The sequence below is a fragment of the Comamonas trifloxystrobinivorans genome, from assembly GCF_043359985.1.
GTDB lineage: Bacteria > Pseudomonadota > Gammaproteobacteria > Burkholderiales > Burkholderiaceae_C > Comamonas > Comamonas trifloxystrobinivorans.
The window spans coordinates 67,748-81,471 of record NZ_JBHZGV010000017.1 but is presented as its reverse complement, the minus strand read 5'-3'; the positions used below and the strand labels follow the sequence as shown (position 1 = coordinate 81,471).

Sequence of the window (13,724 nt, the reverse complement as noted above, 5' to 3'; positions counted from 1 at the left end):
GCACATGTCGACGTTCGCAATAGCTGCCTTGCTTCTTGCCGCGTCGCACGTGCACGCGCAGAACAGTACCGTGGTGCAGCGCGAGTTTTCTGATCGCGGGGCGCGCTTTATCGAGCTGACGCAATCATCGGCCAGCAAGCCGGCTTATCGCGTGAATGCCGGCGGCCACAGCATCAGCTTCGACGCGAGCGGCGTACACATGGCGCAGCCGGTACCTGGCGGTGCCACGCAGTCCAAAGCCATCGGCCTTCACAACGGCCTGAGTTACGGCTTTGAGGGCGGCAACCAGGTAGCGCCGCAAGCGCTGTACCCGTCGGCCACGGCTTACCACTGGCTGGTCGGCCCCAAAAGCGAGTGGCGCACCCACCTCAAAGGCTTTGGTGAACTGGCCTACCGCAATGTCTGGCCTGGCATCGATGCCGTGTTCAAGAGCGATGCCCAAGGTCTGAAGTACCAGTTTGAGGTGGCCGGTGGCGCGCAAGCAGCCAAGGTGCAGTTGCGCATCTCCGGGGCACAGTCCGCGCGCATTGCCAGCGATGGTGCGCTCGAGTGGACACTGAACGGCGTAACGCTGCGAGATGCCGCGCCCTTCGTCTATCAACAGCAAGGCCCGCAGCGCGTGACGGTGAGCTCGTCCTATCGCCTGCAACAGGTGGACGCCAATACGTGGCTGGTGGGCTTTAATCTGGGCACCTACGACCCGCAATTGCCGCTGGTGATCGACCCGGCGTGGACTGGCTTTTCCGGGCTCATGGGCGGCAACGCCAGCGACATCGTGAATGCCGTGGCTCGCGATGCCCAGCAGAACACCTGGGTATGCGGCACCACCCGCTCACCGGATCTGATGGCCGCCTCCGGCACGTACAAGGGCGGCAATGATGCATTCATCGCCAAATTCGACGACGCCGGAGCGGCCAGCTCCATCACCTACCTTGGCGGTAGTGGCGATGACAGTTGCCGCGGCATTGCGCTCGATGATGCGGGCAACATCTATTTGGCTGGCGGCTCGGACTCCAGCGATTTCACAGGACTTGGCACCAAGTCCCCGACCGGCAATTTCAATAGCGCGCACACCGGTGACGACGCATTTGTCGCCAAGCTGAGCAGTGCCAGCGCCGTCGCCTGGTCAGGCTTTATTGGCGGTACGGCAGATGACAAGGCCACGGGCATTGCCCTGGACGCGAGCAACCGGGTCTATGTGACCGGCTTCACCCAAGCCGTCTGCACGACACCCACCGCCTGCACAAGCGCGTTCCCGGCGATTGGCTCATCCATCAACTATGCGCGTACCAGCCAGGGCAGTAACGCTTTTGTGGCGCGCGTAGCTGCCGACGGAACCAAGCTCGACTACGTGGGCGTGATTCCGGGCGATGGCGATACCAATATTGGCTATGGCATTGCCGTGGACCCGGCCACCAATGCCGCCGTGATCGTTGGCGAGACGAACTCCACTAGCGGGGGTCTGCCAACCGGCATTCCGGGATTTCGCAAGACGCCCAATGCCCGCCAAGCCGCTCCGGGAACCAATAGCGAAGACGCTGCAGACGGCTTTGCAGCGCGCATTTCGGCAAACGGCGGCGCATTGGAGTATTTCACTCTGCTCACTGGCGTCAACGACTATGACGCCACCAAGCCCTTCAACGCTGATCGCGCTTTCGGCGTGACGCTGCTCGCGGATGGCTCGGCACTGATTGCCGGAGAGACCAGCGCCGCCAAGTTTCCAGCGAACGATCAAGGTGCACAGATTGCCAACACCCAAGCCAACACTGCAGGCGGCATGGACGGATTTGTGCTGCGCCTCACTGCCGACGGAACCAACGTCTCATTTGCCAAGACCTTGGGTGCCACCGGTTATGACAGCGCGGAGGCTGTTGCCGGGATGACCGATGGGTATGTGGCTCTCTTCAACCGATCAGCGAGCGGCACACCGCAAACGCCGACACTGGCTGAGGGCCTGCTGCAAAACCCGGCGGGCGGGCAAGACGGATACCTCGTCAAGTATGCAAGCGCCACCGGCGCAGTCACGTACTCGGGCTACCTCGGCTCCAGCTCTGACGAAGCGTTCTACGCGCTGGATTATTCCAACGTCGCGGGAACTACAGGCCACCCGGAGCGCACCATCTCGATGTCAGCGGGTGGCGTGACAACTGCACGCGCAACCGCGTTCTACAACGGCAACGAAAATGCGGTGAACAGCGCAGCCGTCACACCCAACGGCCTGCTGCTGCGTCTCGACACCGACGACGTGCTGCTGAACATGGCCGTGGGCAGCGGCAACAACCAAAGCGTTCCTATCCTTTCAGCGTTCGCCGATTTGAGCGTACGGGTCACCAACAACCTCAATGCACCGCAGGCCAACGTGCTGGTGACATTCACCTCGCCCGTCTCAACCCAGGCATCTATCAACCTCGCGACAACTGCTACCGCCACCACCAACGCCAGCGGCATTGCTACGCTGAGCGGCGTTGCGGCCAACGGTTTTGCTGGCTCGTATGTGGTCACCGCCACTGCTGCGGGGCAAAGCGTCAGCTTCTCGCTGACCAACCAGGCGGGCGCACAAGCACCGGTTTCCGTCACTTCCAGCAGTGCGCAAATCGCCTACCAGGGTACGACCACACTGACCGCCAGCGGTGGCTCGGGTGGCGGTGCCTACAGCTTTGCGTTTGACAGCACGGACGCCACCGCAGCCACCTATTGCCAACTGCAAGCGCCGACCAGTAACACCATCACGGTCAGAGCCTTGCAAGCGGGCGGTAGTTGCAAAGTGATTGCTACCAAAGCGGCAGACGCCAACTATCTGGCGCAGCCTTCCACGCCCGTCACCATCAGCACGGTGAAAGCAGCGCAGGCGGGGCTGAGCGTCACGCCGCAACCGGCAAGCATTGCCGTTGGTGGATCGGTTGCACTCGCGGTGAGCAATACGCTGCCCGGCTCCACAACGTCGTATGCGGTGGACCCAAGCACAGCCGCGTATTGCGAGATGAGCACGTCAGCTGCGAATACGGTCATCGGCAAGGCCACCGGCGCGTGCACGATCCAGATCACACAGACCGGCAACACCAACTTCAGTGACGCCTCGCTGTCTGCACAGATCACGGTGACGCAAGCCACGCCCGGCGCGCTGGTGCTGAACGTCCCCACCGCGTTGACCTTTGGCGATGCGCCCGTCACGCTGAGTGTCTCCCAGCAGGTGAGCCCGGTACCGGTTAGCTACGCTGTGGTCTCTGGTACGTGCGCGATCGTCAATACCAACCAGATCCAGGCAACGGCGGCGGGCTCGTGCGTTGTGCAAGCCTCGCAAGTGGCCGACGCCAACTATGCGGCTACCAGCAGCAACCCGGTCTCGGTCACCATCAACAAGGCTCCGCAAACCACCGCTTTGGTGGTGACGCCTTCGGCCGCCAGCATTGCTCCGGGCGCGACCACGACCTTGAGCGCCAGCGGTGGCGATTCGCAAGGCGCCATCAGCTACACCCTGGTTTCCGGTGCGCCTTCGGTCTGCACACTCAGCGGCAATCTGGTCACGGCCTTGGCGCCGTCGGGCACCGGTGGCGTGAACTGTGTTGTGCAAGCCACCATGGATGGCGGCGCCAACTATTTGAACCTCGATTCGCTGCCGGTGACCATCAATGTGGCGAACAACCCGCAAGCGCCCATCAGCGTCAGCGTAGACCGCAGCACCATCCAGCCGGGCGCGGAGACCGCCAAGGTCACGGCATCGGGCGGCAGCGGTACATCGGCCTTTGCCTATGCTTTGCTGTCCGGCCAGGCTTTCTGCGCGCTCGATACCAGCTCGGGTGTGGTCACGCCGCTGGCAGTGGGAAGCTGCGTGGTCAACGCCAGCAAGGCGGCTTCGCTGGGTTTTGACGCCGCCACCAGCACCAACAGCGTGAGCATCACGGTGGCCAACAAGAAGCAGGATGCGATCACGCTGACGGCCGACAAAACCTCGATCGCGCCCAAAGACACCGCCAAGCTGACTGCGACAGGCGGCAGCGGCACCAAGAGCTTCAGCTTTGCCGTCACTGCGGGCGCCAGCTTCTGCTCGGTGGATGCGCAAACCGGCGTGGTCACGGCTACGGCCGTGGGGGCTTGCACGCTGCAGGCCAGCAATCCGGCATCGACGGGTTTTGACGCAGCCACCAGCAACAGCGTCACCATCAACGTGGCCAACAAGCCGCAAGCGCCCATCACGGTGAGCGTGGACCACAGCAGCATTGCGCTCAACGGCAGCGCCCAGGTAAGCGCCAGCGGTGGCAGTGGCACGATCGCGTACCGCTTCGCTCTCGTGAGCGGTAGCAACGCTTGCACGCTCGACACCCAGACTGGCGCTGTCAAAGGCATTGCCGTGGGTGCTTGCACCATCAACGCCAAGAACGCGGCCTCTGATGGCTATGACGAAGCCACCAGCAGCAACACGGTGACCGTCAGCGTTGGCAAGGCGCCGCAGACCATCAGCTTCAGCTTGCCTGCCGGCCCGATGGTGCTGATTGCGCCCGATGTGGCCCTGAGCGCCACCACCGATGCCAGCGGCCTGGCCGTGAACAGTTTCACCAGCAAAACCACCCAGGTTTGCGAGGTGAGCGGCGCAACGCTGAAGTTCTACACCGCAGGCACTTGCACGGTGACGGCCAGCCAGGCGGGCGACAGCACTTACGCCGCAGCCGAGAAGGACGCCAGCGTGCAAGTGGTGTTGCCGGCCGGCACGGCCAGCACCGTGGCGGGCAGCATTGCTGCAGGTGCCGTCAGCGCCAGCATTGTGGGCGGCGATGGTTGGGTGTTCGGCCCGCAAAACGCCAGCGGCTGGGAAGTGACGGGCTTTTACCCGCAGGTGAGCGAGCAGCCGCCAGCGAATCTGGAGTTCCCGGCCGGTCTGTTTGGCTTTACCGCCATCAACGGGCCCAAGGGCACGGCAGTGACCATCCAGCTGACTTACCCGATCAGCTTCCCGAGCAATGCCGAGTATTGGAAATACGGCAAGACCAGCGACAACCCTACAGCGCATTGGTACCGACTGCCAGGTGCCGTGGTGTCGGGCAATACCGTCACCTTCAGCGTGACCGATGGCGGCACCGGTGACAGCGATCTGCTGGCCAACTCGGTCATCCTCGACCCCGGTGGCGTGGCCATCAACAAAGCGCCCGTGGTAACGCCTGCGGCCACACCGGTGCCAGGGCTGGGCGCCTGGGCGGCAGCGAGCCTGAGTCTGCTGCTGGCGCTGGCTGCCGGGCTGGGTCTGCAGCGCCAGCGTGGCCGCCAACGCTGACTGGCGCCGCAAACCACAGCACGCGCTTGAGCGCCAAGTCAGAGGCCGCCCCACCGGGCGGCCTTTTTCAATCCTGCTCTACACTGGCGGCGTTTGCCATCGCACTGCACCTATGTCGGCCGCTCCGCACCGCCCGCTTTTGTCTGCCCCTGACTACTCGGTCCGCCACTACAGCGGCGAGCAGCAGGCGCACAGCCATGGCCATGTGCAGCTGCTGTACGCGCTGGCCGGGCGCATGGAGTTGGACGTGGACGGCAAGGCCGCGTATGTGGATACCGCCAGCGGCGTGGTGATTCCGGCCGGCGCCACGCATGCCTACCTGGCTCAGCACGGCAGCGCGATTGCGGTGGTCGATGTGCCGGAGCAAGCTGGCTTGGCGCAATTGCGCCGCTTTGTGGCACCGCCTGCAGACTGGCTGCAAACGCACGCGGCGCATGGCTCGCTGGCCAACGCCTATTTAGCCTGGGTGCTGCAGTCTCCCGTGTTGCTGCAGCGGCGGGCGCTCGATGTGCAGGCCATCACGCAAACCGTGCAAGCTGATTTGGCAGCCGATTGGCCTACCGCCCGCTTGGCGGGTTTGGCGCATTTGAGCGCGCAACGCTTCCATGTGCGCTGGCAAGAGCTGACCGGCAGCACGCCGCAGCAGTGGCTGCGCGATCTGCGCCTGGACGCAGCCAGCCGCGCCTTGGCCGCTGGCGAGCTGCTGGAGACTACGGCGCTGCGCTGCGGTTACAGCAGCGCCAGCGCATTGGCTTACGCATTGCGGCGCGACCGCGGCGTGGGCAGCCGCAGCCTGCGGGCCCAGGCGGCTGGCGGCGCTTGAGCTATCAAAATTGATAGCAAACTGCATCTGCCAGCGAGCCGGTTTGCTGCGTTGGCGCGAGATTGCAGAGCAAGCGTTTCTCGACATTTGCCCGCTGCCAGCCGGCGCACCATAGCGGCATGAACCAATCTGTTTCTCCTGCTTCTTCGCTGTCGGCCGCAGACTCGAGCTCGGGCTCGCGCCAGCCATCGTCGTCGGCCCAGGGTGTGGCCCTGGTGTCGCTGGCCGGTGTGCTGTGGGGCACCAGCGGCACGGCGCAGCATTTAGGCGCGGCCGGGCTGTCGCCCTTTTGGGTGGGCGCGGCGCAGCTGGCGGCGGCCAGTGTTTTTTTGGGCCTGGCCTTGTGGCTGGCGCTGCGCCGCAAGCCGGGCTCGCTGGAGCTGAGCCCGCGCCGCGCTGGGCTGCGCTGGTCGTGGTTTTTCTGGGCGTCGCTGGGTATTGGCGGCTACAGCGTGTTTTTTTACGAAGGCCTCAAGCTGGCCGGCGTTGGCATTGGCACGGCGGTGGCCATTGGCAGCAGCCCCATCTGGGCCGGCTTGCTGCAGGCTGTGGTGTTGCGCGCGCCTTTGTCCGCGCTGTGGTGGCTGGGCACCTTGGTCAGCGTGGGCGGCGGCGTGGCCATGGTGTTGGGTAAGGGTACGGCGGCGGATGTGTCCTGGCCCGGCCTGGTGCTGTGCCTGTTAGCCGGCTTGTCGTATGCGGGTTATGCGCTGATCAACAAGCGTTTGGTCAGCCACATGGCGCCCAAAGTGGTGAACTTCTATGTGTTCACCGGCGCGGCGATCTTGGCTGCTCCAGTGGCTTTGCTGCAAGCCGGCGTGCCGCAGTGGACGCTGTCCGCCTTTCTGGTGGTGATCTACCTGGGCGCCGTGGTGTCAGGCATTGCGCACATGCTGTTCTCGATCGGCCTACGCCATATCTCGGGGCCAACTGGCGTGGCTTTGAGTTTGATCGAACCGGTGGCCGCCTTTGTGCTGGCCGTGTGGGTGGTGGGCGAGCACCAGCCTTGGGTGGCCTGGGCCGGCTTGGCTGCTGTGCTGCTGGGTTTGTGGGTGGTGGTGCAGGCAGAGGTGCGGGCGGCCCGGGCCTGAGAGCACAGCGCTAGGCCCCCGGTTTCGCCCGCCGTTCACGCGCTGGTTGCGTCTGCCGCCACCTCCAAGCCAGAGCACTCATAAACCGGGCTCGCTGCCATGCGCACATTGCGCAACCGGGCGGTTTGCTGGTGGTCTGGATAAAGCGATTGGGCGAAGAAACAAAACAGCAGCGATCGGCGCCGGGCGCCGCTGTGGTTCAGGCTGGCGGCGTGCACCAGGTCGGAGTCGAACACCAGCAGGTCGCCAGCAGAGCCGGCCAGCAGCACGGTGTGCGATTCGTCGTCCAGGTTGAAGGCGGGCTCGCCCGCCGCAGGCCGGTGGGTGCCGGGCACGATGCGGGTGGCGCCGTTGGCGGGGCTGTAGTCGTCGAAAAAAGCCATCACATGCACGGTGTCGCCGGGCCGGCGCAAGGCCATGTCGCGGTGCAGGCGCTGGTGGCCGCAGCCGGGCAGGGGCTCGCGGCCTTCCACTTGCGAGAGAAAAAAGCGCTCGCCAATCAGCTCGCCCACCACGGCCAGCAAGGCGGGCAAGCGGCAGACGGCTTGCACCTGCGGTTCAAGATCGAGCATGGAAAAGCGCCAGCTCGCCTCGCGTGGCACGGGCCAGCCATGGCTGGGCACCACCTGGGCATCAAAGGCTGCGCGCAGCCCGTCGAGCCAGTCGCCGGGAATGGCCTGGCGCAGCAGAGCGTAACCGTCTTGCTGCCACTGCGCGCGTTCGGCGGGCGTGTAGTTCATTGCATCTCCTGAGCAGTGGCCTGGCGGCGGCTGCGCAGTGCAAAACCACTGTACTGATCCAGGCCGCCCAGTCAGGCTGCACAATACAGCGGTTCCGTCATTTTTCCCAGCCTGCCATGCACCAGCCTGACGCCGATTTGTCTTTGATGCACTCTGCCTTGTCCACGGGTTGCGGCTGCGCTGGCGCGCATGGCTCGCGCCGCGGCTTTTTGCAGACCTTGATTGCCAGTGGCGCCTTGGCGGCCAGTGCGCCGGTTTTGGCGCAGGTGGATGTGGGCAAGTCCTCGACCATGCGCAACCTGGTGCCAGCCGAGACGCTGGAGCAAGCAGCCGAGCAGCAATATGCCGAGTTGCTGGCGCAGGCCAAACAACAGGGCGCGCTGGCCCAGCCGGGCAATGCGCAGCTGCAGCGCTTGCAGGCGATTGCGCAGCGCCTGATTCCGCAGGCCCTGGTGTGGAATGAGCGCGCCAAGGGCTGGAAGTGGGAGGTGAACCTGATCGGCAGCCAGCAGATCAACGCCTTTTGCATGCCGGGCGGCAAGATCGTTTTCTATACCGGGCTGATCGACAAGCTCCAACTGAGCGACGACGAGATCGCCATGGTCATGGGCCATGAGATGGCGCATGCGCTGCGCGAGCATTCGCGCGAGCAACTGGCCAAGACGCAGGCCACCAGCCTGGGCATCCGTCTGGGCGCGGCGATTTTTGGCCTGGGCGATATGGGTACGGCCGCCGCCAATCTGGGCGGCAAGCTGCTCACACTCAAGTTCAGCCGCTCAGACGAGACCGACGCCGACCTGGTAGGCCTGGAGCTGGCCGCCCGCGCCGGCTACAACCCGCAAGCCGCCGTGACGCTGTGGCAGAAGATGGGCGAGGCCAATGGCAGCGGCGGCATCGGCTTTCTCTCTACCCACCCTACGGGCCCCAACCGCATCGCCAACCTGCAGGCCAATGTGCCCAAGGTGGAGCGCTTGTACGAGCAGGCGCGCAAGCGCTAAGCCTGGGTTTCAGCGCAGGCTGACCACTGCACTTGCATCGGGTTTTTGCGCGAGAACAGTTTGACGTGTTCGCTGATGGCGTGGCATACGCGGGCCAGGCCTTCTTCGCTGTCGGCCGCGCAATCAAAGTGCAGATGGCTGTCGTCGGCGCGCATGGCGCAAGTTCCCCAAGGGAACTGGGCTTGGCCCTGGTGGGTGTCGTACTGCACGGTGATTTTGCGGCTGAAGTGGTAGCACAGGCGCTGCAGGTAGCGGCTGGCTTCGGGCGTGGCGACAAGGCCGAGGGTCTGTGGCATGGCTGGAGGGTTCAGGTCTGGCTGTGTTGCAAGGACAGGGCAATCGCTTGTTGGAGAGCGGGCAGCATGGCGCTGCCGTGGTCGGCATCGGGGAAGCGCACAAAGCGCAAATCCACGCCTGGCGCGCCGCGTAGGCCGCTGAGCAGTGCGTCGATCCGGTCGTTGCTGCGCCGCTCGCGCGCAATGGCGGCGCGGGCCGGGTCGGCAGATACAGCGGCAGGGACGAGGGCTTCGCGCTCGCCTTGGGTCACCAGCACATGCGTCAGCTGAGCGGCCGCCGCTGAGCCAGCAGCGCTGCGGGTGGCCAGAAACTGCGCCATCTCTTGCAGCACAAAACCGTCGCGCCACCACAGCGAGGGGCTGGCCGCCACATAGTTTTGAAAGCCGCCGGGCCGCGTGAACAGCGCATGCAGCACGCACAGCCCGCCATAGGAATGGCCAAACAGGGTTTGCTGGCTGGCGTTGAGCGGCAGATGGCGGGCCACCAAGGGGCGCACCGTGCACTCGACAAAATCGAGAAAAGCGTCGGCGCCGCCTTCCGGGCGGCCACGCTCGTCGGTCTGCGGGCCGGGGGCGGGCGGTGTGTAGTCGCGGCTGCGGGCTTCCAGGTCCAGCACCTGCTCGCCGGCATAGCCCAGGCCCACAACCACCGGGCCTTGGGCGGGCACGCTCGGGCCGCGCGCAAAGCGGTTGCGCACCAGTTGGGCAGCGGTGGCGAACAGCAGATTGCCGTCCAACACATACAGCACCGGGTAGCCGCCCGCCGGTGGCGGCCCGGGCGGCACGGCGAGCATGATGCGGTGCAGCGGGCCGTCTGGGCCGGCGGCGAGATCGATCTGCCGGGTGCCGGGCAGGGCGACGGGTGGCGCCGCCTCCAGCGTGGGCTGTGCAGGCAGCGCGCTGCAGCCGGGCAGCGCCAAAGCGGCGCAGCAGGCCAGCAGGCTGCGCCGGGTGGGAGCAGGAGCGGGTTGCGCTGCAAGAGACTGAGCAAGATCAGACATGGGGCGGTAAAACTGTGCAGACGGGCTGGTTTTATTGAGAATGATTTGCATTAATTATGTCGCATTGCTAGCATCGCACATCCATTCACTACCCATGTTTGCCGTAGCAACAAAGATGTTTGCCGGCGCAGGGTCTGCCGTCTTCGCCTTTGTTTTTGACCGCCATGCACTCCACAGACCTTGCTCAGCCAGCTGCCGATGCACAGCTGCGTGCGCACCGGTCCGGGCGGCGGGAGCTGCGCCCCGGCCTCAGCCTGCACTGCGAAGACGGCTGCGATTGCGGTGATTTGACGGCGCAGGCCGAGATAGCAGCCGGGCTCCGCCTGGTGGTGCTGCTGGAGGGGCAGGTGGATGTCTCCTACGGCCTCACGCGGGTGGCTTTGTCGCATGCCGGCGCCGGTGCCAGGGCGGCCTTGGTGTCGGTGGCCGAGCCTGAGCAATTTGTGCGCCGCGCCCGTGCGGGCGTGTATTCGCGCCGCATCAGTCTGGGCCTGGCACCGGGCTGGCTGGCGCAGGCGGGCGGCGGGGCACAGGCTGGCGGCACGGAGCTGGAGGGCTTTATCCAGCACCATCTGGCTACGCGTTGCTGGCAGCTGTCGCCGCGAGCGGCGGCGATTGCCGAGCAAATGGTGCACCCGCCGCCACTGGCCCCGCTGCTGCAGCACATGTACCTGGAAAGCCATGCGCTGGACTTGGTGGGCGAGGCACTGGCCAGTTTGTGCCAGACCGAGCCTGTGGCCAGCAATACCGCTTTGCTGCCCCGGGAGCACCAGCGCTTGCGCGAGCTGCAGGCGTTTTTGGCCTCGGGCCAGGCCGACGATCTGTCGCTGGACGCGATTGCGCGCCATGCCGGCATCAACGCCAATACCTTGCAGCGCCAGTTTCGCGCCGTGTATGGCACGACGGTGTTCGAGCAATTGCGCGAGCTGCGCTTGCAGCGCGCGCGCCAGGCGCTGGAGCGCGATGGCCTCACCGTGGGCCAGGCCGCACTGTTGGCGGGCTATACCAGCGCCGCCAACTTTGCCACGGCCTACCGGCGCCGCTTCGGCCTGGCGCCCAAGCTGGCGCGGGGCCGCGTCTAACGGCACTTTTCGCAAACATCTTTGTTGCCCGCGCAAACCCCGGGCGGCGCAGTTGGTGAAAAAATTCTAGTAGTGGTAATGCAAATCATTTGTTTTTAAAGAGGCACTATGTCGACTCAGGCAGGGGAACAGTTGTGGCGCTTGCAGGCCGTTGCGGCGGCAGTGGCGCTGTTGGGCATGCAGGCACTGGCACAGGCGCAGACCGTGGCAGAACAGCAGGCGAAGGAAGAGGCAGCGGTAACGCTGGAGACCGTGAAAGTGGTGGGCACGGCCGAGAGCGCCTGGAAGCAGGCGCCCGGCGTATCGACCGTGACGCGCGAGGACCTGGATGCCCAGCCGAGCAACGATCTGGCCGATGTGCTGCGCCAGCAGCCGGGCGTGAACCTGACCAGCAACTCCTCCAGCGGCCAGCGCGGCAATAACCGCCAGATCGACCTGCGCGGCATGGGGCCGGAGAACACCTTGATCCTGGTCGACGGCAAGCCGGTAAATAGCCGCAGCTCGGTGCGTTATGGCTGGCGCGGCGAGCGCGATACCCGTGGCGACATGAACTGGGTGCCGCAAGAATCGGTCGAGAAAGTCGAAGTGCTGCGTGGCCCGGCGGCAGCGCGCTACGGCAATGGCGCAGCGGGCGGCGTGGTCAACATCATCACCAAGGGCATTCCGGACAAGCTCAGCGGCTCGGCCACCGTCTACTACAACAAGGCCGAGGATTCGCGCGATGGCGATGCAAGCCGCACCAGCTTCTCGCTGGCCGGCCCGATCTCCGAGCAACTGGGCTTTCGCCTGAGCGGCAATGTCGACAAGACCGAAGCGGACGCCTGGGACATCAATAAAGGCCACGCCTCCACCCGCACTGGCATTTACGCCGGCACTTTCCCGGCCGGACGCGAAGGCGTGCGCGACCGCAACCTGGAAGGCAAGCTGAGCCTGAAGCCGGCCGCTGGCCACACCATCGACTTCGATGCATCGTTTGCGCGCCAAGGCAATATCTACGCAGGCGATACGCAAAACACCAACAACTTCACCACCGATGCCAATGGCAACCTGGTGGCCACCTCGCAGCGCGTGCTCGATGCTCTGGGCACCGAGACCAACCGCATGTACCGCTCGAGCTATGCGCTCACGCACAAAGGTCAGTACGACTTTGGCAGCTCCACCGCCTATGTGCAGTACGAAAGCACGCGCAATACGCGCATGAACGAAGGCCTGGCCGGCGGCACCGAAGGCTTGTTCGCCAGCGACAGCTTTGGCACCAGCAAGCTTGATATCCTCACTCTGCATGGCGAAGCCAGCGCGCGGGGCCAATGGGGCTCGCTTAACCACATGCTGACCGTGGGCGCCGAGTGGGTGGAGCAAAAGCTCGACGACAATAACTCCGTCTCGCAAACCACGACCGAGGCCGGCAGCGTGGCCGGCATCGACAACACGGGCCGCAGCGGCAAGATCTCGTCGCGCATTGCCTCGCTCTTTGTCGAGGACAACATCGAGCTGACACCGCAAACCTTGCTGACGCCGGGCGTACGCTTTGACCACCACAGCCTGGTGGGCACCAACTGGAGCCCGTCGCTGAACCTGTCGCACTATCTGAGCGAGCGCTGGACGGTGAAGGCCGGCGTGGCCCGCGCCTACAAAGCGCCCAATCTGTACCAGCTCAACCCCAACTACCTGCTGTACAGCCGCGGCATCGGTTGCTACGGCGCCGGCGGCGCCTGCTACCTGCAGGGCAACGCCGAGCTGAAGGCCGAGACCAGCATCAACAAAGAGCTGGGCCTGGAATACGCTGACGACAAATTGCTGGCCGGTGTGACCCTGTTCCACAACGACTACCGCAACAAGATCGACGCCGGCCTGACGCCCATTGGCAATGCCACTGGCGGCACGGGCGCGTATGCGAATGCCGATGTCTTTACCTGGACCAATGTGCCCAAGGCCGTAGTCTCGGGTATCGAGGGCACGTTCAACATCAAGCTGACGCCTGCGGTGCGCCTGAGCAACAACCTCACCTACATGGTGCAGAGCAAGAACAAGACCACCGGCGAGCAGTTGTCGATCATCCCCAAGTTCACGCTGAACTCGGGCATTGACTGGCAGGCCACCAGCAAGCTGGCACTGCGCAGCAACGTTACCTGGTATGGCGGTCAAAAGCCCAACAAGCTCGATTACCAGGGCCTGCCGCTGACCGGCGAGGAAACCCGCCGCCTCGCGCCTTACGCGCTGGTGGGCGTGGGCGGCAGCTACCAGATCAGCAAGGACATGAGCTTTACCGCTGGCATCAAGAACCTGTTCGACAAACGCCTCTACCGCATGGGCAATGCCGTGGGCGTGAACAACCCGCGCACCATCTACGGCGCGGGCGCTGCCACTTACAACGAGCCCGGTCGCTCGTTCTACGCCTCGCTGACGGCCAAGTTCTAAGCCTAGAAC

General features: G+C 64.8%; 9 protein-coding genes. 6 read left to right on the top strand and 3 right to left on the bottom strand.

Translation table 11 applies throughout. The annotated features are described in order from the left end of the window. Nucleotides 1-4 precede the first annotated feature (4 nt). From ACFIQF_RS19855 to ACFIQF_RS19845, 3 genes are all read left to right on the top strand, one after another. Complete coding sequence (locus ACFIQF_RS19855; protein ID WP_393945371.1) at nucleotides 5-5,266, top strand: beta strand repeat-containing protein; 5,262 nt, start codon at nucleotides 5-7, stop codon at nucleotides 5,264-5,266. 112 nt (nucleotides 5,267-5,378) lie between these two features. After that, a complete protein-coding gene (locus tag ACFIQF_RS19850; protein ID WP_393945370.1) occupies nucleotides 5,379-6,089 on the top strand; it encodes a helix-turn-helix domain-containing protein in 711 nt (236 codons plus the stop codon). Between the two features lie 119 nt (nucleotides 6,090-6,208). Continuing rightward, nucleotides 6,209-7,180 (top strand): DMT family transporter, encoded by a 972-nt coding sequence (locus ACFIQF_RS19845; RefSeq protein ID WP_393945369.1) that lies wholly within the window; start codon nucleotides 6,209-6,211, stop codon nucleotides 7,178-7,180. Nucleotides 7,181-7,215: 35 nt separating this feature from the next. Here the strand turns inward: ACFIQF_RS19845 and ACFIQF_RS19840 are convergent, their stop codons facing one another. Then, the gene (locus ACFIQF_RS19840) at nucleotides 7,216-7,920 is read right to left on the bottom strand and encodes a phytanoyl-CoA dioxygenase family protein (protein ID WP_393945368.1); all 705 of its coding nucleotides are present in this window, start codon (nucleotides 7,918-7,920) and stop codon (nucleotides 7,216-7,218) included. Nucleotides 7,921-8,036: 116 nt separating this feature from the next. Here ACFIQF_RS19840 and ACFIQF_RS19835 point away from each other — a divergent pair, with 116 nt between their 5' ends. After that, nucleotides 8,037-8,918 carry a M48 family metallopeptidase gene (locus ACFIQF_RS19835; protein ID WP_393945367.1) on the top strand — a complete coding sequence of 294 codons (882 nt, stop codon included), beginning with the start codon at nucleotides 8,037-8,039 and terminating at the stop codon, nucleotides 8,916-8,918. On the opposite strand, the gene ACFIQF_RS19830 is transcribed toward ACFIQF_RS19835, so the two are convergent. Then, entirely contained in the window at nucleotides 8,915-9,214 is a 300-nt protein-coding gene (locus ACFIQF_RS19830) for a DUF2218 domain-containing protein (RefSeq protein WP_393945366.1), read from the bottom strand. The genes ACFIQF_RS19835 and ACFIQF_RS19830 overlap by 4 nt on opposite strands. 11 nt (nucleotides 9,215-9,225) lie before the next feature. Continuing rightward, nucleotides 9,226-10,215 (bottom strand): alpha/beta hydrolase, encoded by a 990-nt coding sequence (locus ACFIQF_RS19825; protein WP_393945365.1) that lies wholly within the window; start codon nucleotides 10,213-10,215, stop codon nucleotides 9,226-9,228. 164 nt (nucleotides 10,216-10,379) lie between these two features. On the opposite strand from ACFIQF_RS19825, the gene ACFIQF_RS19820 reads away from it, so the two are divergent. Continuing rightward, nucleotides 10,380-11,297, top strand: coding sequence for a helix-turn-helix transcriptional regulator (locus ACFIQF_RS19820; RefSeq protein ID WP_393945364.1), 918 nt, complete (start codon nucleotides 10,380-10,382; stop codon nucleotides 11,295-11,297). 108 nt (nucleotides 11,298-11,405) lie between these two features. Beyond that, the gene (locus ACFIQF_RS19815; protein ID WP_393945363.1) at nucleotides 11,406-13,715 is read left to right on the top strand and encodes a TonB-dependent siderophore receptor; all 2,310 of its coding nucleotides are present in this window, start codon (nucleotides 11,406-11,408) and stop codon (nucleotides 13,713-13,715) included. Nucleotides 13,716-13,724: the final 9 nt, after the last annotated feature.

Excerpts from the sequence above, each read along its gene's own strand:
- ACFIQF_RS19820 (WP_393945364.1), top strand. The coding sequence starts at position 10,380 with ATGCACTCCACAGACCTTGCTCAGCCAGCTGCCGATGCACAGCTGCGT.
- ACFIQF_RS19815 (WP_393945363.1), top strand. The coding sequence starts at position 11,406 with ATGTCGACTCAGGCAGGGGAACAGTTGTGGCGCTTGCAGGCCGTTGCG.
- ACFIQF_RS19835 (WP_393945367.1), top strand. The coding sequence starts at position 8,037 with ATGCACCAGCCTGACGCCGATTTGTCTTTGATGCACTCTGCCTTGTCC.
- ACFIQF_RS19855 (WP_393945371.1), top strand. The coding sequence starts at position 5 with ATGTCGACGTTCGCAATAGCTGCCTTGCTTCTTGCCGCGTCGCACGTG.
- ACFIQF_RS19830 (WP_393945366.1), bottom strand. The coding sequence starts at position 9,214 with ATGCCACAGACCCTCGGCCTTGTCGCCACGCCCGAAGCCAGCCGCTAC.
- ACFIQF_RS19850 (WP_393945370.1), top strand. The coding sequence starts at position 5,379 with ATGTCGGCCGCTCCGCACCGCCCGCTTTTGTCTGCCCCTGACTACTCG.
- ACFIQF_RS19840 (WP_393945368.1), bottom strand. The coding sequence starts at position 7,920 with ATGAACTACACGCCCGCCGAACGCGCGCAGTGGCAGCAAGACGGTTAC.
- ACFIQF_RS19825 (WP_393945365.1), bottom strand. The coding sequence starts at position 10,215 with ATGTCTGATCTTGCTCAGTCTCTTGCAGCGCAACCCGCTCCTGCTCCC.
- ACFIQF_RS19845 (WP_393945369.1), top strand. The coding sequence starts at position 6,209 with ATGAACCAATCTGTTTCTCCTGCTTCTTCGCTGTCGGCCGCAGACTCG.